The 22525-nt window shown below is 72.0% G+C and carries 24 protein-coding genes; 13 read left to right on the top strand and 11 right to left on the bottom strand.

Features of this window, described 5'->3' with window-relative positions; translation table 11 throughout:
* Positions 1 to 36 precede the first annotated feature (36 nt).
* From ACWDRW_RS11850 to ACWDRW_RS11840, 3 genes are all read left to right on the top strand, one after another.
* Positions 37 to 1344, top strand: coding sequence for a sensor histidine kinase (locus ACWDRW_RS11850; RefSeq protein ID WP_451722321.1), 1308 nt, complete (start codon positions 37 to 39; stop codon positions 1342 to 1344).
* A gap of 17 nt (positions 1345 to 1361) precedes the next feature.
* Positions 1362 to 1976, top strand: coding sequence for a LuxR C-terminal-related transcriptional regulator (locus ACWDRW_RS11845; protein WP_451722319.1), 615 nt, complete (start codon positions 1362 to 1364; stop codon positions 1974 to 1976).
* Between the two features lie 130 nt (positions 1977 to 2106).
* Positions 2107 to 2562, top strand: a complete 456-nt coding sequence (locus ACWDRW_RS11840; RefSeq protein WP_451722317.1) for a phospholipase — start codon at positions 2107 to 2109, stop codon at positions 2560 to 2562.
* Here ACWDRW_RS11840 and ACWDRW_RS11835 read toward each other — a convergent pair.
* Positions 2559 to 3053 (bottom strand): GNAT family N-acetyltransferase, encoded by a 495-nt coding sequence (locus ACWDRW_RS11835; RefSeq protein WP_451722316.1) that lies wholly within the window; start codon positions 3051 to 3053, stop codon positions 2559 to 2561. The two genes, ACWDRW_RS11840 and ACWDRW_RS11835, sit on opposite strands and share 4 nt — an antisense overlap.
* Before the next feature lie 80 nt (positions 3054 to 3133).
* Between ACWDRW_RS11835 and ACWDRW_RS11830 the strand changes: the two genes are divergently transcribed.
* Positions 3134 to 3937 (top strand): exodeoxyribonuclease III, encoded by an 804-nt coding sequence (locus tag ACWDRW_RS11830; RefSeq protein WP_451722314.1) that lies wholly within the window; start codon positions 3134 to 3136, stop codon positions 3935 to 3937.
* 16 nt (positions 3938 to 3953) lie between these two features.
* On the opposite strand, the gene ACWDRW_RS11825 is transcribed toward ACWDRW_RS11830, so the two are convergent.
* On the bottom strand, positions 3954 to 4574 hold the full coding sequence (locus tag ACWDRW_RS11825) for a MerR family transcriptional regulator (RefSeq protein ID WP_451722413.1): 621 nt from the start codon (positions 4572 to 4574) through the stop codon (positions 3954 to 3956).
* A 171-nt stretch (positions 4575 to 4745) separates the two neighbouring features.
* Between ACWDRW_RS11825 and ACWDRW_RS11820 the strand changes: the two genes are divergently transcribed.
* The 4 genes from ACWDRW_RS11820 to ACWDRW_RS11805 all read left to right on the top strand — a co-directional run bounded on the left by ACWDRW_RS11820 (position 4746) and on the right by ACWDRW_RS11805 (position 8416).
* Positions 4746 to 6335: a flavin-containing monooxygenase gene (locus ACWDRW_RS11820; protein WP_451722312.1), complete on the top strand. Its 1590-nt coding sequence runs from the start codon at positions 4746 to 4748 to the stop codon at positions 6333 to 6335.
* The gene (locus tag ACWDRW_RS11815; protein WP_451722311.1) at positions 6332 to 7264 is read left to right on the top strand and encodes an alpha/beta fold hydrolase; all 933 of its coding nucleotides are present in this window, start codon (positions 6332 to 6334) and stop codon (positions 7262 to 7264) included. Before ACWDRW_RS11820 ends, ACWDRW_RS11815 begins: the two co-directional genes overlap by 4 nt.
* Positions 7261 to 8145, top strand: a complete 885-nt coding sequence (locus ACWDRW_RS11810; protein ID WP_451722310.1) for an SDR family oxidoreductase — start codon at positions 7261 to 7263, stop codon at positions 8143 to 8145. The genes ACWDRW_RS11815 and ACWDRW_RS11810 overlap by 4 nt, the downstream gene beginning before the upstream one ends.
* An 88-nt stretch (positions 8146 to 8233) precedes the next feature.
* Entirely contained in the window at positions 8234 to 8416 is a 183-nt protein-coding gene (locus ACWDRW_RS11805) for a hypothetical protein (protein WP_451722309.1), read from the top strand.
* Between the two features lie 67 nt (positions 8417 to 8483).
* Here the strand turns inward: ACWDRW_RS11805 and ACWDRW_RS11800 are convergent, their stop codons facing one another.
* Positions 8484 to 11720 carry a S41 family peptidase gene (locus tag ACWDRW_RS11800; protein ID WP_451722308.1) on the bottom strand — a complete coding sequence of 1079 codons (3237 nt, stop codon included), beginning with the start codon at positions 11718 to 11720 and terminating at the stop codon, positions 8484 to 8486.
* A gap of 172 nt (positions 11721 to 11892) precedes the next feature.
* Here ACWDRW_RS11800 and ACWDRW_RS11795 point away from each other — a divergent pair, with 172 nt between their 5' ends.
* The 3 genes from ACWDRW_RS11795 (at position 11893) to ACWDRW_RS11785 (ending at position 15439) form a co-directional block, all read left to right on the top strand.
* Positions 11893 to 12495 (top strand): TetR/AcrR family transcriptional regulator, encoded by a 603-nt coding sequence (locus ACWDRW_RS11795; protein ID WP_451722306.1) that lies wholly within the window; start codon positions 11893 to 11895, stop codon positions 12493 to 12495.
* Between the two features lie 103 nt (positions 12496 to 12598).
* Positions 12599 to 14818: an MMPL family transporter gene (locus tag ACWDRW_RS11790; protein ID WP_451722305.1), complete on the top strand. Its 2220-nt coding sequence runs from the start codon at positions 12599 to 12601 to the stop codon at positions 14816 to 14818.
* A gap of 123 nt (positions 14819 to 14941) precedes the next feature.
* Positions 14942 to 15439 carry a YbaK/EbsC family protein gene (locus tag ACWDRW_RS11785; RefSeq protein WP_451722304.1) on the top strand — a complete coding sequence of 166 codons (498 nt, stop codon included), beginning with the start codon at positions 14942 to 14944 and terminating at the stop codon, positions 15437 to 15439.
* Between the two features lie 37 nt (positions 15440 to 15476).
* Here the strand turns inward: ACWDRW_RS11785 and ACWDRW_RS11780 are convergent, their stop codons facing one another.
* On the bottom strand, positions 15477 to 16106 hold the full coding sequence (locus ACWDRW_RS11780; protein ID WP_451722303.1) for a maleylpyruvate isomerase N-terminal domain-containing protein: 630 nt from the start codon (positions 16104 to 16106) through the stop codon (positions 15477 to 15479).
* 137 nt (positions 16107 to 16243) lie between these two features.
* Positions 16244 to 16660 carry a RidA family protein gene (locus ACWDRW_RS11775; protein ID WP_451722301.1) on the bottom strand — a complete coding sequence of 139 codons (417 nt, stop codon included), beginning with the start codon at positions 16658 to 16660 and terminating at the stop codon, positions 16244 to 16246.
* A 106-nt stretch (positions 16661 to 16766) separates the two neighbouring features.
* On the opposite strand from ACWDRW_RS11775, the gene ACWDRW_RS11770 reads away from it, so the two are divergent.
* On the top strand, positions 16767 to 17042 hold the full coding sequence (locus ACWDRW_RS11770; protein WP_451722299.1) for a DUF1876 domain-containing protein: 276 nt from the start codon (positions 16767 to 16769) through the stop codon (positions 17040 to 17042).
* Positions 17043 to 17095: 53 nt separating this feature from the next.
* Here ACWDRW_RS11770 and ACWDRW_RS11765 read toward each other — a convergent pair whose 3' ends face one another.
* The 6 genes from ACWDRW_RS11765 to ACWDRW_RS11740 form a co-directional block, all read right to left on the bottom strand.
* A complete protein-coding gene (locus ACWDRW_RS11765) occupies positions 17096 to 18265 on the bottom strand; it encodes a serine hydrolase domain-containing protein (protein ID WP_451722298.1) in 1170 nt (389 codons plus the stop codon).
* 43 nt (positions 18266 to 18308) lie between these two features.
* Complete coding sequence (locus tag ACWDRW_RS11760; RefSeq protein WP_451722296.1) at positions 18309 to 18755, bottom strand: organic hydroperoxide resistance protein; 447 nt, start codon at positions 18753 to 18755, stop codon at positions 18309 to 18311.
* A 132-nt stretch (positions 18756 to 18887) separates the two neighbouring features.
* A complete protein-coding gene (locus ACWDRW_RS11755) occupies positions 18888 to 19358 on the bottom strand; it encodes a MarR family winged helix-turn-helix transcriptional regulator (RefSeq protein ID WP_451722295.1) in 471 nt (156 codons plus the stop codon).
* A 10-nt stretch (positions 19359 to 19368) separates the two neighbouring features.
* Positions 19369 to 20136, bottom strand: coding sequence for an energy-coupling factor ABC transporter ATP-binding protein (locus tag ACWDRW_RS11750; protein ID WP_451722293.1), 768 nt, complete (start codon positions 20134 to 20136; stop codon positions 19369 to 19371).
* A complete protein-coding gene (cbiQ, locus tag ACWDRW_RS11745; protein WP_451722291.1) occupies positions 20124 to 20885 on the bottom strand; it encodes a cobalt ECF transporter T component CbiQ in 762 nt (253 codons plus the stop codon). Before cbiQ ends, ACWDRW_RS11750 begins: the two co-directional genes overlap by 13 nt.
* Position 20886: 1 nt before the next feature.
* Positions 20887 to 21984, bottom strand: a complete 1098-nt coding sequence (locus ACWDRW_RS11740) for an energy-coupling factor ABC transporter permease (protein WP_451722289.1) — start codon at positions 21982 to 21984, stop codon at positions 20887 to 20889.
* Between the two features lie 166 nt (positions 21985 to 22150).
* Between ACWDRW_RS11740 and ACWDRW_RS11735 the strand changes: the two genes are divergently transcribed.
* Positions 22151 to 22510, top strand: a complete 360-nt coding sequence (locus ACWDRW_RS11735; protein ID WP_451722288.1) for an SsgA family sporulation/cell division regulator — start codon at positions 22151 to 22153, stop codon at positions 22508 to 22510.
* Positions 22511 to 22525 lie beyond the last annotated feature (15 nt).

The following is a 22525-nucleotide window of genomic DNA, read 5'->3' as shown; positions in this document are numbered from 1 at the left end:
GGCACACCCATGGCCACGCCTTCTACGGTGACCCCCATGCACCCTCGCAATGTGTGGCAGGCCATGTCCCGCCCGGGCTTCCTGCTGTCGCCGTGGCCCTGGCGCTCCGTCGCGTACCTGCTGACGGGCGTGCTGGCCGGGCTCGCCGCGCTCGTGTCCCTGGTGACCCTGCTGGCGGTCGGCGGCGTGCTGGCGATCGCCCTGGTCGGCCTGCCCCTGCTCGCCGTCACGGCCCTCGCCGGACTGCCCGTGGCGACCCTCGAGCGGCGGCGGCTGGGCCTGATCGACCTCGACCCCGCGCACGGCGGCCACCCCGAGCCCGCCGAGCCGGGACCCTGGAGCTGGTTCACCACCCGGGTGCGCGAGCAGCTGACCTGGCGGGAACTCGGCTACGCCCTGCTCTTCGCCTGTCTGCTCTGGCCCGCCGAGGCCTTCGTCGTCACCGGCGCGCTGCTCTTCCCGGTGTCGATGGTGGCCACCCCGGTGCTGATGGCCACCGTCGGCGGCGGTGAGGAGACCAAGGTGCTCAAGACCTGGACGGTCACCGACTGGCCCACCGCCTTCGGGGTCGCCGTCCTCGGCGTGCTGCTGCTGGCCGCCGGCGCCTACGTCCTCGGCCTCACCGCCGGGGCCCGCGCCGAACTCACCCGGCTGCTGATCGCCCCCCGCGACGCCGACCTCGGCGAGAAGGTCGTCGAGCTCACCCGCTCCCGGGTCCGGATCGTCGACGCCTTCGAGGCCGAACGCCGCCGTATCGAACGCGACTTGCACGACGGCGCCCAGCAACGCCTGGTCGCCCTCACCATGACCCTCGGCCTCGCCCGCCTCGACGCCCCGCCCGGCCCTCTCGCCGACCAGCTCGCCAAGGCCCACGACGAGGCCGGCAAGGCCCTCGCGGAACTGCGCGAGCTCATCCACGGCATCCACCCCAAGGTGCTCGCCGACTACGGCCTCGACGCCGCCGTCGCCGACGCCGCCGACCGCAGCGCCGTCCCCGTCGACGTCGACCTCGACCTGCCCGGACGGCTGCCCCAAGCGGTGGAGAGCGCCGCCTACTTCGTCGTCTGCGAGGCCCTCGCCAACGTCGCCAAGCACAGCGGCGCCGACCGTGCCGCCGTCAGCGGCGGGCACGCCGACGGACGGCTGGTGCTCCAGGTCCGCGACGACGGGCGCGGCGGCGCGGACGCGGGACTGGGCACCGGACTGACCGGTCTCGCCGACCGGGTGTCCGTCCTCGATGGCAGACTCTCCCTGTCCAGTCCGCCGGGCGGACCGACCCTGTTGCGTGTGGAGATTCCTTGCGAGTGGACCGAGACGGCCGAACGCGTCGATCGCTCCGGGTAGTTCTGGCCGAGGACAGCGTGCTGCTGCGCGAGGGGCTGATCGGCCTGCTCGGCCGCTGCGGCCACGAGGTGGTCGCGGCCGTCGGCGACGCGCCGGCCCTCGTCGCCGCCGTCGCCGAGCACGAGCCGGACATCGTCGTCACCGATGTGCGCATGCCGCCGGGCTTCCAGGACGAGGGCCTGCACGCGGCGGTGACCCTCCGGGAGAAGCGGCCCGCCCTGCCCGTGCTCGTCCTCAGCCAGTACGTGCAGCGCACCTACGCCTCCGACCTCCTCGACTCCGGCGACGGCTCCGGCGTCGGCTACCTCCTGAAGGACCGGGTCGGCCAGGTCGAGGAGTTCGTGGACGCCCTGAGCGAGGTCGCCGAGGGCGGCACGGTCGTCGACCCCGAAGTGGTACGGCAGTTGCTGCGCCGGCGCCGTGACCCGCTGGAGCGGCTCACCCCCCGCGAGCGCGAGGTGCTGGCGCTGATCGCGGAGGGCAAGTCCAACGGCGCGATCGCCAAGACCCTGGTGGTGTCCGAGGCGGCGGTGGGCAAGCACATCGGCTCCATCCTCACCAAGCTGGATCTGCCCCCGGCGGAGGAGACCCATCGCAGGGTCCTCGCGGTCCTCGCCTACCTGCGGGCCTGACCGGCCGTACGGCACGAGCCCGACCTGGCCCTATAGGCGGCGCATACATCCGCCATAACCCCGCGGCGAACGCTGGCGCCGCTCCGGCGACGGACGTCGGAGCGTGCAGCGCTCCCACGGAGGACCCCACATGCGCCGTCGTACCGCAGCCGCGTCCCTGGCCACCGCCACGCTCGCGCTGACCGCCGCCCTGCTGCCCGCCACGGAGGCCGCCGCGGCCCCGGCCGACAAGAACGCGGTGCTCAGCGGTTGGACGCAGACCAGCGCGAGCAGCTACAACGCCTTCTTCGCGGCCAAGGCGAACCAGGGCGCCTGGAGCGCGTACGGCTTCGACTGGTCCACGGACTACTGCACGACCTCGCCGGACAACCCCTTCGGCTTCCCGTTCGCCAACGCCTGCGTCCGCCATGACTTCGGTTACCGCAACTACACGGCGGCCGGGACCTTCGACGCCAACAAGGCCCGCCTCGACGATGCCTTCTACGCCGACCTCAAGCGGGTGTGCGCCGCCTACTCCGGTCTGAAGAAGACCTCCTGCGACGCGACCGCCTGGACCTACTACCAGGCGGTCGACAAGCTGGGCTAGGGGCGCCCGCGCTGGACCAGCGCCTTGGCGTAGCAGCGGCTCAGCTCGTGGAAACGGTAGTAGCCGAACTTCGCGCACGGCTCGTACCCGCTGGAGGTGTACAGAGCGATCGCCTCCGGCTGCTGCGTCCCGGTCTCCAGGACCATGCGGGTACGGCCCGCCGCCCGGGCGTCCGCCTCCAGCGCGGCCAGGATCCGGCGGGCCAGCCCCACCCCGCGCATCTCCCGGACGACGTACATCCGCTTCAGCTCCGCGTCGCCGTCCTCGTTCCCCTCGCCGTTCGCGTCCTGTCGCCGCCAGCCGCCGGTGGCGACGGGCCGGTCCAGCTCGTCGTAGGCGATCAGGTACACGCCGTTCGGCGGCTCGAAGTCGCCCGGCGCGAGGACCGTGGCATCGCCGCCGTCGCCGTACCGCTCGTGGTACTCGGCCTGGACCTCGGCGTCGAGCTTGAGGGCGTCGGGGTGGTCGTAGGGAACGGGGCGTATGTCCATACCGGAAACCGTACATCCATTCGATCTCGGCTGGTGGGGCGAAGTTTAGACTCGGTCCAGTGTGCCGGTATCGTGCCCGGGTGCTCACTGTGACCTCCGTGAATGTGAACGGGCTGCGCGCCGCCGCGAAGAAGGGCTTCGTGGAGTGGCTGGCCGAGACCTCCGCCGATGTGGTGTGCCTCCAGGAGGTGCGCGCCGAGCCGCAGCAGCTGCCGGAGAACGTGCGCACCCCCGAGGGCTGGCACGTCGTGCACGCCCCCGCCGCCGCCAAGGGCCGCGCCGGCGTCTCCCTCTACACCCGCCGCGAGCCCGACCGGGTGCGGGTCGGCTTCGGCTCGAGCGAGTTCGACACCAGCGGTCGCTACGTCGAGGCCGATCTGCCCGGAGTGACGGTCGCCTCCCTCTACCTCCCCTCCGGCGAGGTCGGCACCGAACGCCAGGACGAGAAGGTCCGCTTCATGGACGAGTTCCTCGCCTACCTGAAGGAGCTGCGCCAGAAGGCCGCCGCCGACGGCCGCGAGGTCGTCGTCTGCGGCGACTGGAACATCGCCCACCAGCAGGCGGACCTGAAGAACTGGCGCTCCAACCAGAAGAGTTCCGGCTTCCTGCCCGAGGAGCGCGCCTGGCTCACCCGGGTCCTCGACCCGGCGGACGGCGGCTACGTCGACGTCGTCCGCGCCCTGCACCCCGACATCGCGGGCCCGTACACCTGGTGGTCGTACCGGGGTCGCGCCTTCGACAACGATTCGGGTTGGCGCATCGACTACGAGATCTCGACGCCGGGACTCGCGGACAAGGCGATCAAGGCCTACGTCGAACGCGCGGCCACGCACGCCGAGCGTTGGTCGGACCACGCGCCGGTCACGGTGGTCTACGACCTCTAGGACCCGCCAAGGCCCGCTAGGACTGCTTGCGCAGCCGCCGGTCCAGGGCCAGTGACAGTTCCGCCTCCACCACGCTCCGGGCGAGCGGGCGCAGGCGGGGGAGGTCCTCCTCGGTGGCGTGGCGCAGGACCAGGTCGGCGAACATCTCCGCCAGGTCGTCCACGTGCTCGCGGACCTGTTTGCCCGCCGCCAGGACGGCAGCCAGCGGGATCCCCTCGCGGACCAGGGCCGCCGACACGTCCAGCAGGCGGCGGCTGATGTGGACGATCTCGTCGCCGTCGGTGCCGAGGTAGCCGAGGTCGAGGGCGGCCGCGAGGTTCTCGGCGGTGACCTGGCCCTCGAAGCGGGCGGCCAGTTCCTCGGGGGTCAGCCGGACCGGCTCCTCCTCCGTGGGGGCGGTGACGCCGAGCAGGTCGGCGACGTCCCGGCCGTTGTCGAGGGCCTCGGCCAGTTCCGCGATGCCGCTGAGGGTGTGGCCGCGCTCCAGCAGGGCGGCGATGGTGCGCAGCCGGGCCAGGTGGTGGTCGTCGTACCAGGCGATGCGGCCCTCGCGGCGGGGTGGCGGGATCAGCTTGCGCTCGCGGTAGAAGCGCAGGGTGCGCACCGTGATGCCGGCCACCCTGGCCAGCTCCTCCATGCGGTACTCACGCTTTTCTGCCACGCCCGCAGCCTATGTCGTACCCGCGGTAACTTTCCTCGTCCCGACCCCTACCCATGAGTACGGCGCTGCTCTACGCTCCCATTGCGCCAGTGTTCACTGGCAGAGTCGCACGCTGTGCGGAGTCGTACGTCTGTGGAGGGCTTCGGGATGACCGAACACGAGCATGTACGGGTGGCGGTGATCGGATCCGGGTTCGGGGGGCTCGGGGCCGCGGTGCGGTTGCGGCGCGAGGGCGTCACCGACTTCGTCGTCCTGGAACGGGCGTCGAGCGTCGGCGGCACCTGGCGGGACAACAGCTACCCCGGGTGCGCCTGCGACGTCCCGTCGCACCTGTACTCGTTCTCCTTCGCCCCCAACCCGGACTGGCCGCGCACCTTCTCCGGGCAGGAGCACATCCGCGCCTACCTGGAGCACGTCACGGACGTCTTCCGGCTGCGCCCGCACCTCCGCTTCGACTCGGAGGTGAAGCGGATGACGTGGAACGCCGAGCGGCTGTGCTGGGACATCGAGACCACCAGCGGGAATCTCTCGGCCGACCTGGTCGTCTCCGCCACCGGCCCGCTGTCCGACCCGAAGGTCCCGGACATCCCCGGTCTCGACTCCTTCCCCGGGAAGGTGTTCCACTCCGCCCGCTGGGACCATGACTTCGACCTGCGCGGCAAGCGCGTCGCCATGGTCGGCACCGGCGCCTCCGCCATCCAGATCGTGCCGGCGATCCAGCCGGAGGTCTCCCGGCTCACGCTCTTCCAGCGCACCCCGCCGTGGGTGATGCCGCGCATGGACCGCGCGATCAGTGGCGCGGAGCGCTGGCTGCACCGGCGGCTCCCGTTCACCACCCAGGCCCGGCGCGGGCTGCTGTGGGGCATCCGGGAACTGCAGGTCCAGGCCTTCACCAAGCACCCGAACGAACTGGGGCTGGTCGAGCGGCTGGCCAAGCGGAACATGGCCCGGGCCATCAAGGACCCGGCCCTGCGGGCCAAGCTCACCCCGGACTACCGGATCGGCTGCAAGCGGATCCTGCTGAGCAGCGAGTACTACCCGGCGATCGCCCGGCCCAACGTCGACGTCGTCGCGAGCGGGCTCACCGAGATCCGCGGCTCGACGGTGATCGCCGCCGACGGCACCGAGGCAGAGGTCGACGCGATCGTCTTCGGCACCGGCTTCCACGTCACCGACATGCCGATCGCGGACCGGGTCGTCGGCGCGGACGGGCGGACGCTCGCCGAGGCGTGGAAGGGCGGGATGGAGGCGCTGCGGGGCGCGTCCGCCGCCGGTTTCCCGAACTGGATGACGATCATCGGGCCCAACACCGGGCTCGGGAACTCCTCCATGATCCTGATGATCGAGAGCCAGCTGAACTACCTGGCCGACTTCGTGCGGCAGCTGGACGTCCTCGGCGGACGCGTCGCCCTGGACGCCCGCCCGAGCGCCGTGAACGCCTGGACGCGCCGGGTGCAGGAGCGCATGAAGCGCACGGTGTGGAACACGGGCGGCTGCACGAGCTGGTACCTCGACGCGAGCGGCCGCAACACCACGATCTGGCCGGGCACGACGAGCGAGTTCCGGCGCGCGACCCGGCGGGTGGATCTCGGGGAGTACACGGTGGTGCGCGCCGTGGGCGCGGAGGGCGGCGCGAGCGCGGAGAGCGGCGCCGGGGGAAGTGAAGGCACACAGGTCAGCGCGCCCCCTGAGCAGGGGCGCACTTCCGCCGACGCGCGCCCGGAGGTGGACGCGTGAGCCGGCTGACGCACGTGAGCTCCGGGCCCTACGCCCCGCCCGCCCCCGCCCGTGAACTCACCGCGCTCTCCGCGGACGGCGCGCACCTGCACGTGGAGGTGCACGGCCCCGAGGACGCGCCCCCCGTCGTGCTCGCGCACGGCTGGACCTGCTCCACGGCGTTCTGGGCGGCGCAGATACGGGACCTCGCCGCCGACCACCGGGTCATCGCCTACGACCAGCGCGGCCACGGACGCAGTCCGGCGAGCCGGGCCTGCGGTACCGACGCACTCGCCGACGACCTGGAAGCCGTACTGAGGGCGACGCTCGCGCCGGGGGAGAAGGCGGTGGTCGTCGGGCACTCCATGGGCGGGATGACGGTGATGGCCGCCGCCGCGCGGCCGGCGTTCCGGGAGCACGCGGCCGCCGTGCTGCTGTGCAGCACCGGGGCGTCGCGGCTGGTCGCCGAGTCCACCGTCGTACCGATGCGGCCGGGGCGGGCGCGGACGTGGCTGACGAAGCGGATCCTCGGGTCGCGGGCGCCACTCGGACCGGTCACGCCCCTCGCGCGGCGGATCCTCAAGTACGCGACCATGGGCCCGGGTTCGGCGCCGCACATGGTCGAGGCGTGCGCGCGGATCGTGCACGCCTGCCCGCGCCGGGTGCGGCACTCCTGGTCGCAGGTGCTGGACCTGCTCGACCTCGACCACGGGCTGCGGGAGCTGACCGTCCCGACCGCGGTCGTCGTGGGCACGGCCGACCGGCTCACCCCGCCGGTGCACGCCCGCTCGCTGGCCGCCGCCCTGCCGAACTGCCTCGGCGTCACCGAACTGCCCGGGCTCGGGCACATGACGCCGGTCGAGGCGCCCGAGCTGGTCAGCGGCCGGATCCGGGAACTCGTCACCGCCCACGTACGTGGCGGGCACGCACAGATCAAGGAGGGCGCATGAGCAGGGTGAGCCTGGAGGGACAGGTCGCCGTCGTCACCGGAGCGGCGCGGGGCGTGGGCGAGCTGCTCGCCCGGAAGCTCTCCGCGCGCGGGGCGAAGGTGGCGCTGGTCGGCCTGGAGGCGGACGCCCTCAAGCAGGTCTCCGAACGGCTGCACAGCGAGAGCGGCCACTGGTACGCCGACGTCACCGACCACGAGGCGATGGCCCAGGTCGCGCGGGAGGTCAAGGAGCGGTTCGGGAAGGTCGACATCGTGGTGGCGAACGCCGGTGTCGCCTCCGGAGGGCCCTTCGTGGACTCCGATCCGGACGCCTGGCGGCGGGTCGTCGAGGTCAACCTCATCGGCTCCGCGGTCACCGCGCGGGCCTTCCTGCCGGTGCTGATGGAGAGCCGCGGTTACCTGCTCCAGATCGCCTCCCTCGCCGCGATCACCCCGGCGCCGATGATGACGGCGTACTGCGCCTCCAAGTCGGGCGTGGAGGCGTACGCGCACAGCCTGCGCGCCGAGGTCGGCTACAAGGGCGTCCGGGTGGGCGTGGGGTATCTGTCGTGGACCGACACCGACATGGTGCGCGGGGCCGATCAGGACGATGTCATGCGGGAGTTGCGGCAGCGGCTGCCGTGGCCGTCGAACAAGACGTACCCGCTGGGGCCCGCGGTCGACCGGATCGTCGCCGGCATCGAACGGCGGTCGAGCCATGTGTACGGGCAGTGGTGGCTGCGCGGGATGCAGGGCGTGCGGGGGTATCTGCCGGCGCTCATCGGGACCGTGGGACAGCGCGAGATGCGACGGTTCGCGGACCGTCTCGACGGCATGCGGATCGGGCTGGTGGGAGCGGGCGGCGAGGCCGATGAGCAGGAGCGGACTACGCGCCGTAACTGATCGACATGCGCAGCGTCACGGGTCGTGTGAATCTGGTCGAGGCCCCGGACCGGGGCTCTTCCCCTCACCCCCACGGGAGTGAACCCACATGGGTATGAAGGACCAGTTCCAGGACAAGTCCGAGCAGTGGCAGCAGCAGGCCAAGGACAAGATGCACGAGGCCCGCGACAAGGCCTCGCAGCGCGGCCGGCAGCCCCGTGACCGCGACGAGGAGCCGGAGCGCTCCCAGCGCGAGGAGCAGGAGCGCTTCGATCAGGACTACGACATCTGACGCTGCGCACTGAGCGGAAAGGGTGCCCCCGTGAAGGGGCACCCTTTCTCCGTGTCCGCGAAAGCGCTCAGGCCCGCGGCGGCAGTTTCGGGCGGGACCTGTCCGGCACGTGCGCGTAGTCCGGTGGGGTCGCCGGGGGGTTCGTCTCCAGCAGGTCCAGGGCCAGGCGCACCGCGTCGTCGAGCTGGGCGTAGCGGCCCTCCGCCCAGTCCAGGGGGGTGCGCAGGACGTCCAGGTCAGGCGTGACGCCCTTGTTCTCGACGGACCAGCCGTACGCGTCGAACCAGGCCGCGTTCATGGGCACCGTGATCACCGTGCCGTCGCCGAGCCGGTGGCGGCCGGTCATCCCCACGACGCCGCCCCAGGTGCGCTGCCCCACCACCGGGCCCAGCTTCAGCAGCTTGAAGGCCGCCGTGATCATGTCGCCGTCCGACGAGGTCGCCTCGTCCGCCAGCGCCACCACCGGACCGCGCGGGGCGTTGGAGGCGTACGACACCGGCTGGGCGTCGCGGGTGAGGTCCCAGCCGAGGATCGTGCGGGTCAGCTTCTCCACGACCAGCTCGCTGATGTGACCGCCCGCGTTGCCCCGTACGTCCACGATCAGCGCGGGCCGGGACACCTCCATCCGCAGATCCCGGTTGAACTGCGCCCAGCCCGAGCCGCCCATGTCGGGGATGTGCAGATAGCCGCACCGCCCGCCGCTCAACTCCCGGACGACCGAGCGGCGTTTGGCCACCCAGTCCTGGTAGCGCAGGGGGCGTTCGTCGACCAGCGGGACCACCGCGACCCGGCGGGCGCGTCCCTCGCCCTCGGCCGGGGTGAAGGTCAGCTCCACCGTCGTGCCGCCCGCCCCGGCCAGCAGTGGATACGGACCCGTCACCGGATCCACCTCCCGGCCGTCCACATGCGTCAGCACCGCGCCCTCACGGATGCCCGTCCCCGCCAGGGGCGAGCGGGCCTTGGAGTCGGAGGAGTCGCCGGGCAGGATCCGCCGTACCGTCCAACCGGACTCGCGCAGCACGAGGTTGGCGCCGAGCAGGCCCTGCCGGCGCTGGTAGTGCGGCGGGCCCTCGTTGCGGCGGGCGGGGGTGACGTAGGCGTGGGAGGTGCCCAGCTCGCCGAGGACCTCCCGGAGCAGATCCGCGAACTCGTCGGGGGAGGCGACGCGTTCGACCAGCGGCCGGTACTGCGCCAGCACCGCGTCCCAGTCGATCCCGCACATCCCGGGGTCCCAGAAGTAGGCGCGGATCAGCCGGCCCGCCTCCTCGTAGGACTGGCGCCACTCGGCGGGCGGGTCGACCTCGTGCAGGATGCGCCGGGCGTCGATCCACACCGTGGAGTCGCTGTCGCCGGTCTCCGTGGCGGGCACGGCCCGCAGGTCGCCCTCGTCGACCACGACCAGCCTGCTGCCGTCGCCGCTGACCGCGAACCAGTCGAGGTGGTCGACGAGTTCGGACTTCTTCGCCTTGGTGATGTTGAAGTGCTCCAGGGTCGGGCGGCCGGTCGTGTCGTCGGGGTTGACGAAGGTCTCGCCGAGCGCCCCCGAGATCGGCCAGCGCAGCCAGACCAGGCCGCCGCCCGCCACCGGGTACAGCGCCGAGTACTTGGAGGCGGCGACCGGGAACGGCGTCACCCGGCTCTCCAGGCCCTCGATCTCCACGGTGACCGCGCCGCCCTCACCGCCCTCGTCCTCCACCGGGTCCAGGCCCCCCGCGGCCGGACGGCCCTCGGGGGTGAGCGCGAACGGGCTCGGCGTGGCCGACGACAGCGGCACCAGGTAGGGCCGGCAGCCGAGGGGGAAGGACAGGTCGCCGGTGTGGACGTCGTAGACCGGATCGAAGCCGCGCCAGGACAGGAAGGCCAGATAGCGGCCGTCGCTGGTGAAGACCGGGTTCTCGTCCTCGAAGCGGCCGTTGGTGACGTCGACGATCAGCCGGTCCTTGATCCGGGCCAGCTTGATCTGCCGCAGGGAGCGGCCGATGCCCGGGTGCGACCAGGTCAGCCAGGTCCCGTCCGGGGAGAACGCGAGGTCGCGGACCGGGCCGTTGACCGACCGGATCAGTTCGGTCACCTCGCCGTTGGATTCCTCGGTGGCGTCGAGCAGCAGCAGCCGTCCGTCGTGCGCGGCCACGGCCAGGCGCTCGCCGTCGGGATCGGAGACCATCTCCAGCACCCGCCCGACCTCGCCCGAGGCCATCCGGCGCGGCGCGCGGTCGCCGGTCGCCCGGGGCAGGTAGGCGATCTCGATCGCGTCCTCGCCCTCGGCGTCGGTGACATAGGCGACCTGGCCGCCCGAGCCGAGCATCTCCGGGAGCCGGACCCGTACGCCCGGGGTGTCGGTGATGGTCCGGGCCGGGCCGTCGCGGTGGGTGAGCCAGTACAGGCTGCCTCGGACGACGACGGCGCTCGCGCGGCCCGTCTCGTCCACGGAGACGCCGTCGACGTGGTGGGCGGCGGGAACCATGTACCGGCGGCGCCCCGGGCGCGGGCCGCCGATCCGGACGTCCAGCTTCCGAGGCTCGCTCAGGAGGTCGTCCACCAGCCACAGTTCACCCGCGCACTGGTAGACCACCCGGGTGCCGTCGCTGGCCGCGTGCCGGGCGTAGAAGGCGTCGTGGTCGGTGTGCCGGCGCAGGTCGGAGCCGTCGTGGGCGCAGGAGTAGAGGTTGCCGACGCCCTCGTGGTCGGAGAGGAAGGCGATCCGGCCGCCGACGAACATGGGGCAGGCGAGATGGCCCTCGAGGTCGGCCAGCAGCCGTTCGCCGTGCAGCCAGAGGCGGCCCATGGCGCCGCCCCGGTAGCGCTTCCAGGCGGCCGGCTCGTGCGGCGGGGTGCCGGTGAGGAGCAGGGTCTTGCGCTCGCCGTCCAGGTCGGCGACCTGGAGGTCGGAGACCGGGCCCCAGGGCAGTTTGCGGCCGGGGGAGCCGTCGGGGGTGACCTTGTAGGCCCAGGTGAAGTAGGAGAAGGGCTCGCCGTGCGAGGCGACCGCGAGGATGTCGCTCGTCCCGTCCTTTTCGGGCGGGGTCCACCCGGTCACCTGGGTGTCCGGGCTGCCCCAGTGGCTCAACTGCCGTTCCGGGCCGCCGTCCGTCGGGACCAGGTGGATCTCGGGGACGAGGCTGCGCCAGCTCGTGTAGGCGACGCGGGTGCCGTCGGGCGAGAAACGGGGGTGCCCCACCTTCGTACGGTCCACGGTGAGCCGCCAGGCTCTGCCGGGTCCGTCCACAGGGGCCAGCCAGAGGTCGTCCTCGGCCACGAAGCAGAGCAGGTCACCGTTGATGTGGGGCAGGCGCAGATAGCTCACCTCCCCATGCTTTTCCCGCGGATGGGTCGGGGCAACTCGTATGAAACCGCCAGTAAGCGCACCCGCGTGACCCATGACACGTACGAAACGGTTTCGTTTCGCTCAGCCACTGCGCTACATTCGTCATGTACGAAACCGTGTCGTTCGCAAGTAGCGGGAGAAGGTGGGAGTCATGACTGAGGTCGCGACGGCGCGTCGCAGTCGTATCACCCCCGAGCGTGAGGCCGAGCTCTACGGGGCCGTCCTCGACCTGCTGCGCGAAGTCGGTTACGACGCCCTCACCATGGACGCGGTCGCCGCGCGCACCAAGTCCAGCAAGGCCACGCTCTACCGCCAGTGGGGCGGCAAGCCGCAGCTCGTCGTCAAGGCGATCCGGGCGACCAAGCCCGGCGGCTCCTTCACCGACGCCGACACCGGAACCCTCCGGGGCGACCTGCACGCCCACCTGGAGCACTCGGACGACTGCCAGATGGAACAGAACGCCGCGCTCATGCGGGGTCTGGCCATGGCGGTGCACAACAACCCCGACCTCCTGCGGGAGTTCCGGGAACAACTCATCGAGCCGGAGATGTCGGAGCTGCGTCGTGTGCTGCAGCGCGCGATCGACCGGGGTGAGATCCGCGAGGACTGCCCCGCCCTCGACTACGTGGTGCACATGATGATCGGGGCGTTCGTCACCCGCGGTCTCATCGAGGACCGGCCGCCCACCCAGGCCTTCCTCCGTTCGTACATGGACGCCGTGGTCCTCCCCGCCCTCGGCGTGCCCGCCGTCTGAAACAACCTCCCCAGCAAGCCCCCACCTGACGTCACCGCTCACGTCGCCGGGCTGATCGCCCCTGCCCTGAACACCCCACCGACATGACCGGGAGTACGCCTCCGTGGCCACGTTTCTCTATCGCCTGGGCCGTCTGGCCTTCCGGCGACGCCACTTCGTCGCCCTGATCTGGGTGGCCCTGCTGACGCTCGCCGGCGTCGGCGCCGCCTCCGCGCCCGCCGCGGGCAACAGTTCCTTCTCCATCCCCGGCACCGAGGCCCAGAAGGCCTTCGACCTGCTGGAGGAACGATTCCCCGGTTCGAGTGCCGACGGCGCGACCGCCCGGGTCGTCTTCCAGGCGCCCGACGGGCAGAAGCTCGGCGCCGCCGACCACAAGGCCGCCGTCGAGCAGGCCGTCAAGGAGCTGGGCACGGGCTCGGAGGTCGTCTCCGTGACCGACCCCTTCACGACGAACTCCGTCTCGAAGGACGGCACCGTCGGCTACGCCCAGGTCCGCTACGAGGTCTCCGGCATGGAGCTCGAGGAATCCTCCAAGGAGGCCCTGGAGCACACCGCCGACGAGGCCCGCGAGAGCGGCCTGACCGTCGAGATCGGCGGTGACGCGCTCCAGGCCGCGCCCGAGACCGGGTCCACCGAGATCATCGGCATCGCGGTCGCCGCCGTCGTCCTCGTCATCACCCTGGGCTCGCTGGTCGCGGCCGGACTGCCGCTGCTGACGGCCATCATCGGGGTGGGGATCGGCGTCTCGACGATCACCGCCCTCGCCAACGCGCTGGACCTGGGCTCCACCACCTCCACGCTCGCGATGATGATCGGCCTCGCGGTCGGCATCGACTACGCCCTCTTCATCGTCTCCCGCTACCGCGCCGAACTGGCCGAGGGCCGGGACCGCGAGGAGGCCGTCGGCCGGGCCGTCGGCACGGCGGGCTCCGCGGTGGTCTTCGCCGGCCTCACCGTCGTCATCGCGCTGGTGGGCCTGTCCGTCGTCAACATCCCGATGCTGACGAAGATGGGCGTCGCGGCGGCCGGCACGGTCGTCATCGCCGTCCTGATCGCCCTGACCATGATCCCGGCGCTGCTCGGGTACGCGGGCCGCAAGGTCCAGCCGGCGGGCGCCAAGAGCAAGCTGTTCGGCCGCCGGAAGACGACGGACGGGCCGGCGAAGCCCAACATGGGCACCCGCTGGGCCAGCTTCGTGGTCCGCCGCCCCGTGGCGGTGCTGCTCCTCGGCGTCATCGGCCTCGGCGCCGCCGCAGTCCCGGTCACCTCGCTGGAACTGGGCCTGCCCGACGACGGCTCCCAGCCCACCTCCACCACCCAGCGCCGCGCCTACGACCTGCTCTCCGAGGGCTTCGGACCCGGCTTCAACGGTCCCCTGATGGTGGTCGGCGACGCCCAGGGCAGCGACGACCCCAAGGGCGCCGCGACCGAGGTGGCCGACGAGATCGAGGGCCTGAAGGGCGTCGTGACGGTCACGCCCGCGACCTTCAACAAGGCCGGGGACACCTTCACCATCACCGTGATCCCCGACTCCAAGCCCTCCTCGACGCAGACCGAGGACCTGGTCCACGCCATCCGTGACACGGGCGCGGACATCAGGGCCGGCACGGACACCGAGGTGCTGGTCAGCGGCACCACGGCGATGAACATCGACTTCTCGCAGAAGATGAACGACGCGCTGATCCCGTATCTGGCGCTCGTGGTGGGCCTCGCCTTCCTGCTGCTGATCGCGGTGTTCCGCTCGATCCTGGTCCCGCTGAAGGCGGCCCTCGGCTTCCTGCTCAGCGTGCTCGCCGCGCTCGGCGCCGTGGTCGCGGTCTTCCAGTGGGGCTGGCTGTCCGGCCTGATGGGCGTGGAGGAGACCGGCCCGATCATGTCGATGATGCCGATCTTCATGGTGGGCGTGGTCTTCGGTCTCGCGATGGACTACGAGGTCTTCCTCGTGACCCGGATGCGCGAGGCGTACGTCCACGGCGAGAAGCCCGGCCAGGCCGTGGTCACCGGCTTCAAGCACGGCGCACGGGTGGTCACCGCGGCCGCCGTGATCATGATGGCGGTCTTCGCCGGCTTCATCGGCTCCTCCGAGTCGATGGTCAAGATGATCGGCTTCGGCCTCGCGGTCGCCGTCTTCTTCGACGCCTTCGTGGTCCGCATGGCCATCGTTCCGGCGGTGCTGGCGCTGCTCGGCAAGAAGGCCTGGTGGCTGCCGAGGTGGCTGGACCGCGCGCTGCCCAACGTCGACGTCGAGGGCGAGGGCCTGCGCGCCGCGGCCGAGGCGCGGGCGGCGAAGGACGACGAGGACAAGGAACTGGTACGCGCCTGACGTACCGCTTCCGACGGGACCAGCCGGTGAGGGCCAACGTGGGGACGGTGGCGCCCTCACCGGCTGTTTTCCTTCCCGAAAGCCGTTCGCGTGGGCGGCACGCCCGCCGCTAGCGTGCGGTGCATGACCTCTACCGAGTCCGCAGCCCACCCCCGTTTCGCCGCGGCCCTCACCGAGCTGGGCCTGGACGAGCTGACGCCCGAGATCCGCCACTTCCCGGAGGCGACCCGCACCGCCGCCGAGGCCGCCGCGGCGATCGGCTGCGAGCTGAGCCAGATCTGCAAGTCACTGATCTTCGCCGCGGACGGCGAGCCGGTGCTGGTCCTGATGGACGGGGCCTCCCGCGTCGACGTGGAACTCGTCCGCGCGCACCTCGGCGCGCGGAAGGTGACCCGGCCCAAGGCGGACGTCGTACGGGAGACCACCGGGTACGCCATCGGCGGCGTACCGCCCTTCGGGCACCGCACGAGGACGCGGGTGCTGGCCGACCGGTCGCTGCTCGACCACGACGTGGTGTGGGCCGCGGCGGGGACGCCGTACACCGTCTTCCCGATGGAACCCAAGACCCTGATCGCCCATGCCGGCGCCACCGTGGTGGACGTGCGCGAGCACACGGCGTGACGCCACTGATCGCCACGGCGGTCCCGCGGACAGGTGGTCAACCCAGGGTGAGCCACTGAATGCCCAGGCGGCTGACCTCCACCGTCTCCCGCTGGGTGATCGGTTCGCGCCCCGTCGCCTTGCGCAGGAAGCGAAGCTGACTCCAGCCGAGCCTCTCCAGCGCCGGCGCCCCGTCCGGGCCGCCGAGCAGAAGATCCTGCACCAGATCCGCGGCCTGGGAAGTCAGCCACGGTTCGCGTCGCCCCAGGGCGTCGGCCAGGTCCAGGCCGTGCACGGCGACCTCGACCACCCGCGTCAGCAGGAACTCCGACAGGAGCATCGGATCACCGTGCCGGGTACGAACCACCCGCCCCTGCGGCTCTGCCCGGCACAGTCGCTCGACCTGCCGCCAGGTGGCGTCGAAGTCCTCGGCGAGGGCGGCACCGCTGAGCTGCGCGGACGCATGGTCCCGGGCCAGGGCGATCCGAGCCGCGTTGGTGTCCGGAGCGAAACGGGCGTCGGGCCGGTAGTACTCCACTGCCGAGATCTCGGCACGGGCCGGTGCCGGCGCGGCCAGCATGTCCGGCAGCCAGGCGATCACCACCCGGACATGCGCCAGCAACTCACTCACCGTCCACGGTGCGCACCGCGTCGGCAACTGCCACTCGGCCGCCGACACTCCCGTCATCGCCCGTGCGAGCTGCCCAGCCTCCAGACGAAACGCTTCAACCACCCGCCCCTGATCCATGTCGATCAAGCTACCCGGCCGGAACCGGTGCTGCGGCCGGGTTGGGGCCGGTCCCGGCCGCGGCACCGGCGGTCGGCTCAGTCGTCCTCGCGTGGGCGTACGGCGACGGCGTCCACCTCGAAGAGCATCCCCGGGAGGGCGAGGGCGGCGACCCCGCTCAGGGTCTGGGCCGGGAGGCGGTCGCCGAACCGGGCCCGCAGGGCCTTGCCGAGCGCCTCCAGCCTGCCCGGCTCGTGGTCGACGACGAACGTGCCGAGGCGCACCACGTGCTCGAATCCGAGGCCGACGGCCGCGAGCGCCGAGCCGAGCCGGTCGAAGGCCAGCTCGACCTGGGTGGCGAAGTCGCCGGGCACGGGAGAGCCGGACGCGTCGGAGGCGTACTGGCCGGCGATGTGGACGGTCTCGCCGGGGGCTGAGACGACGTGGCTGTAGCCGAAGGGGGTCGGGTCGTGGAGCGTTGCGGGGTTGGTGATGGTGCGCTCGTCAGACGTCATGATCCACTCAACGCGCCGGAGCCGACGGCGCATTCCGTGTCATAGCGGTGGTGCGGAACATGGCTGGAGGAGCACCCTGGAAGGAGGTGTTCCGGAGGTGATCGTCATGATGCACACCACAGTGGGATGGCACGTCGAACTCGAGTTCCAGGAGGACGAGACGCACACGCGGGCAGCGGCGATGGTACGGCTGCCCGACGGCACCGAGGTGCGGGCCCAGGGCCACGCGAGCCGCCACCACACCGACGCGAATCAGCCACGGGTCGGGGAGGAGATAGCGGCGGCGCGGGCCCTGAACGAACTCGCCATGCAGATGCTGACCAAGGCGCACGGCGAGATCGACCAGGCCTCGGGACGCACGTCGCACCCGATCCACGTATAAGGAGCGCACGCCGAAGCAGGGCGCGCACGAAAACGCGGGGCGCGTGGAAGTCTTTACGCGCCCCGCGTGAGCGCCTGTCCTACCGCCCGTACCAGCGCCTGAGCGCGCGGGTCCGCCGTCACGCTCTTGCGGAAGCCGTTGGTGACGTAGCCGAAGGCGATGCCCGAGTCGGGGTCGGCGAAGCCGAGGGCGCCGCCGCGGCCGGGGTGGCCGAAGGAGGTGGGGGAGAGCAGCGGGGACGCGCTCCCGTGGAGCATGTAGCCGAGCCCGAAGCGCGTGCCCACGACCAGGACCCGGTCCGGCCCCGCGGACTGCTCGCCCCGGGCCAGTCGGGCCGTCTCGGGGGTGAACAGTCGCCGTCCGCCGTCGACTTCGCCGATCAGCGAGGCGTAGACGCGGGCCAGGCCGTCCGCGGTGGCGATGCCGTTGGAGGCGGGCAGGACCGCGGCGCGGTAGGCCGGGGCGTTCTCGTCGGGCAGCGGGGTGATCGCGGCGAAGGCGCGGCGGGTCAGGGAGTCCGGGTCGGCGTAGGCGTCGGAGACGGCCCGCTTGGGACGGGTGCGCAGGCCTCCGGCGGCCTCGGGGCCCTCGACCTTGCCCACCCGGCCCACCCGCGGTGCCACGGCGTTCGGCAGGCCCAGCCAGAAGTCGGCGCCCACGGGCCCGGCGATCTCCTCGGCCGTCCACTCACCGATCGACCGCCCGGTCACCCGGCGCACCAGTTCCGCGGTCAGCCAGCTGTAGGTCTGCGCGTGATAGCCGTGCGCGGTGCCCGGCTCCCACGCCGGCGCCTGCGCGGCGACCGCCTCGGCGCCGAGCACGGGATCGGCCGCCTGTTCCGGCGTGAGCGGCCGGTCCAACACCGGCACCCCGGCCCGGTGCGCGAGGACGTGCCGGACGAGTGTGTGCTCCTTGCCGGCGGCCTTGAACTCCGGCCACCACCGGCCGACCGGCGCGTCCAGGTCCAATTCCCCGCGCTGATGCAGCAGCAGGAGGACGGCGGCGGCGACGCCCTTGGTCGCCGAGCGCACGATCTGCGCGGTGCCGCGCTCCCACGGCGCCGTTCCGTCGACGTCCCGGGTGCCGCCCCACAGCTCCACGACCCGGTGGCCGTCGCGGTAGACGGCGACCGAGGCGCCCCGGTCCCCGAGCGTCTCGAAGTTGCGTCGGAACGCCTCCCTGACCGGCTCGAAGCCCTCGGCCACTGTGCCGTTCACGTCCACGCCCGTACTCCTCTACGCCCTGCTCGGTGCTGGTGCCTCTCCTTCACCCAAGCACGATGGTCACGTCGATGTTCCCGCGGGTGGCGTTCGAGTAGGGGCAGACGTCGTGCGCCGCGTCCACCAGCTTCGCCGCGAGGTCCGCGTCGAGGACCGGGAGGGACACGCTCAGCGCCACCGCGAGGCCGTAGCCGCGGTGCTTGTTGGGGCCGATGCCGACCTTCGCGGCGACCGTGGAGCCGGTCAGGTCGTAGCCCTCGCGGTTGCCGACGAGGATCAGGGCGTTGTGGAAGCAGGAGCTGTACCCGGCCGCGAAGAGCTGTTCGGGGTTGGTGCCGTTGCCGTCGCCGCCGAGTTCCGGCGGCATCGCCACCTTCAGCTCGATCTGCCCGTCCTGGCTGGTCACATAGCCGTCCCGGCCGCCGTGCGCGGTGGCCTCCGCGACGTACATGATCTTTGTGGGACGGGTGTCGACAGCGGTGTCCTCGCTCATGGTCGGCCTCCCCCGGATTTGCTTGTGCACGAGTACATCGTGCACAAGGTACTGGCCGGTATGGGTGGGGGTGCGGGCAGGGGGTGGCAACCGCGGGTAACGCCCGGCGCGCGGGAGGGGGGCGCGTGAAGATCAGCGTGCGCGGTCCGCTGCCGCCTGCGCCTTCTCCGTGAGCCGCCACAGCTCCTCGCGCAACCGCGCCACCTCGGGCCCGTCGAGCTCGGTCGCCGCGAGCAGGGCACCGGGTACGCGCGCCGCGCGCTCCCTGAGTTCCTCCGCGCGCCCCGTGCACGCCACGAGCACCGAACGCTCGTCGCCCGTCGCGCGCTCCCGGCGCACGAGCCCCGCGCCTTCCAGCCGCTTGAGCAACGGCGACACCGTGCCGTAGTCCAGCCGCAGCGCCCCCGCCAGCTCCTTCACCGTCGTCTCGCCCCGCTCCCACAGCACCAGCAGGACCAGATACTGGGGATACGTGAGACCGAGCTCGTCGAGCAGCGGACGGTACGCGGCCGTCACCGCGCGCTGGGCGGCGTACAGCGCGAAGCACAGCTGCTCGTCGAGCACCAGCGACCCGGCGGCGCGACCGTTCTCGTCGTCTCTCACGCGCCCATTGTCACGGACGGCCCGGCGCCGCCGGCACCGAACGCGGGTCGAAGCCGAAGGGCAGCTCGAGCCGGTGCGCGCGCATCAGCTCCTCGTCCGCGAGCAGTTCGCCCGTCCTGCCGTCCGCGGCGATCACGCCCTCGCTGAGGACCAGCGACCGCGAGCACAGCTCCAGGGCGTACGGCAGATCGTGCGTGACCATCAGGACCGTCACGTCCAAGGAGCGCAGGATGTCGGCCAGTTCCCGCCGTGACGCGGGGTCCAGGTTGGAGGACGGCTCGTCCAGGACCAGGATCTCCGGCTCCATGGCCAGCACGGTCGCCACCGCCACCCGGCGGCGCTGCCCGAACGACAGATGGTGCGGCGGTCGTTCCTTGAACTCCGCCATGCCGACCTGGGCCAGCGCCCGGTCCACCCGCTCCTCCAGCTCGGCCCCCTTCAGCCCGGCCGCCGCCGGACCGAACGCCACGTCCTCGCGGACCGTCGGCATGAAGAGCTGGTCGTCCGGGTCCTGGAAGACGATGCCGACCTTGCGCCGGATCTCCGCCATGTGCGCGCGCTCCACGGGCAGCCCCGCGACCTTCACCGTGCCGGTGCCGCCGGTGAGGATGCCGTTGAGGTGCAGCACGAGCGTCGTCTTGCCGGCGCCGTTCGGGCCGAGCAGCGCGACCCGTTCGCCGCGCCCGATGGAGAAGTCCACGCCGAACAGGGCCTGGTGGCCGTCGGGGTAGGCGAAGGCGAGGCCGGAGACCTCCAGGGAAGCAGTCACAGCGTCCATCCCAGCAGACATACGACGAGGGCGGCGAAGGGGAGGGCGAGCGCGTAGGTCCACTGCGCCCGGGACGCGGTCACCTCGTCGATGACCGGCATGGCACCGGCGTACCCGCGGCTGACCATCGCCAGGTGGACGCGCTCGCCGCGCTCGTAGGAGCGGATGAACAGCGCGCCCGCCGACTTCGCGAGCACCCCCCAGTGCCGTACGCCGCGCGCCTCGAACCCGCGCGACTCACGCGCGATCCGCATGCGCCGCATCTCGTCGGTGATGACATCGCCGTAGCGGATCATGAAGGACGCGATCTGCACCAGCAGCGGCGGGAGCTTCAGGCGCTGGAGGCCCAGCAGGAGTTCACGCAGTTCGGTCGTGGAGGCGAGCAGCACGGAGGCGGCGACGCCGAGGGTGCCCTTGGCGAGCACGTTCCACGCGCCCCACAGGCCGCTGACGCTCAGGGACACACCGAGGACGTCGACCCGTTCGCCCTCCGCCACGAACGGCATCAGCACCGCGAACGCGACGAACGGCACCTCGATCAGCAGCCGCTTGAGCAGGAAACCGGCGGGCACGCGCGCGACGGAGGCGACGACCGCGAGCAGGACGGCGTACAGCCCGAACGCCCACATCGCCTCGCGCGGGGTCGACACCACGACCACCACGAACGCGAACGTGGCGGCGAGCTTGGTGTGCGGCGGCAGACCGTGCACGGGCGAGTGCCCGTGCCGGTACAGCCGGTGCGCGTGCCCGGCGCCCACGTCAGACGCCCGAGCCCGCGGGCGAGGCGGACGAGCCGGACGCGCCCGACGAGGCGTCCTCCGCCGTACGCCGCCGGCGCACGGCCCAGAACACCGCGCTCCCCGCGACGACCGTGACCCCGACGCCGATGACGCCCGCCAGCCCCCCGGACAGGCGGGCGTCGTCCACGTCCCGCACGCCGTAGTCCGCCAGCGGAGAATCGGCGGAGGCGTGCTCCTCGGTCTTCCGGTCGATGCCGTTGTCGGCGGCGACCTTCTCCAGGCCGTCCGGGTCGGCGGAGGCGTAGAAGCTGACGAAGCCGGCGAGGACGAGCGAGGTGACCAGACCGGTGATCCACAGCGCGCGACGGGAGGCGCGCGCCGCGACGGGCGCCGTGCGCGCACCCGCGCGTTCCTCGTCGCTCGCCGGCGCGTCGACCAGCTCGCCGTTGACCCGCAGCCGCAGACGCTGTCGCAGGTCGCGCGCGCCGTACACGAGATCCGGGCGCACCGCGATCACCGCGCCCACCGTCAGCGCCGTGATCGCCGCCTCGCCGATGCCGATCAGGACGTGGACGCCGACCATCGCGCCCGCGACCTTGCCGATCGAGACATCGGTGGTGCCGCCGATCGCGTACATCAGCGTGAAGGCGAGCGCCGCCGACGGCACCGAGACCAGCGCGGCGACGAAGGACGCGACGGTCACCGAGCGGCGGGTGCGCGGCAGGATCTTCACCAGGCCGCGGAAGAGGCCGTAGGCCACGACCGTCGTCACGACCGCCATGTTGGTGATGTTCACGCCGAGCGCGGTCAGACCGCCGTCCGCGAAGAGGATGCCCTGCATCAGCAGGACCACCGACACGCACAGCACGCCGGTGTAGGGGCCGACAAGGATCGCGGCGAGGGCGCCGCCGAGCAGGTGGCCGCTGGTCCCCGCCGCGACGGGGAAGTTCAGCATCTGCACCGCGAAGATGAACGCGGCCACCAGGCCGGCCAGCGGCGCGGTGCGTTCGTCGAGCTCGCGGCGCGCGCCGCGCAGGCTCACGGCGACCGCGGCCGCGGCGACCGCTCCGGTCGCGACCGAGGTGGGGGCGTCTATGAATCCGTCAGGCACATGCACCGTTCGATGATAGTGGCTTGTTGCGAACGGTTTGCAAGAGCGTGTGACCGAAAAGAACCGGCGCAAGGTCTCCGGTCCAGGAAGCGCCCGGCGCGAAATATGCGACATTGGAGAGGAAGCGGATTTACGGCTTCCATACAGGTCGCTGAGCGTAAGGGGCCTTCCGATGTCCGTAGTCGAGCAGTACGCGCGAGCCCACATCGTCACGGACACCGACGTCCGCGTGCAGGAGGACCGCGACGCCGTCCCCGTGGTCCTTCGCTACGACCCCGATCTGGATCCCCGCGCGGTGCGGTTCGGGCTGCCCGGGGCGCACGAATGGACATGCGACCGGTCTCTGCTGGAACAGGGCCTGCGCGCCCCGGCGGGCAGCGGTGAGATACGGGTCTGGCCGTGCGGCCGGGTGCAGGCGGTGGTGGAGTTCCACTCCGCGCAGGGCGTCTCGGTCGTGCAGTTCGACAGCAAGGCACTGCTGCGCTTCCTGCGCCGTACCTACATAGCCGCGGCCGAACCCGTACGCGGCTGAACCCGCCCGGCACCG

It is taken from the genome of Streptomyces sp. NPDC003635, assembly GCF_053587635.1.
The sequence above is the reverse complement of the archived record's forward strand: the minus strand, read 5'-3'. Positions and strand labels throughout refer to the sequence as shown.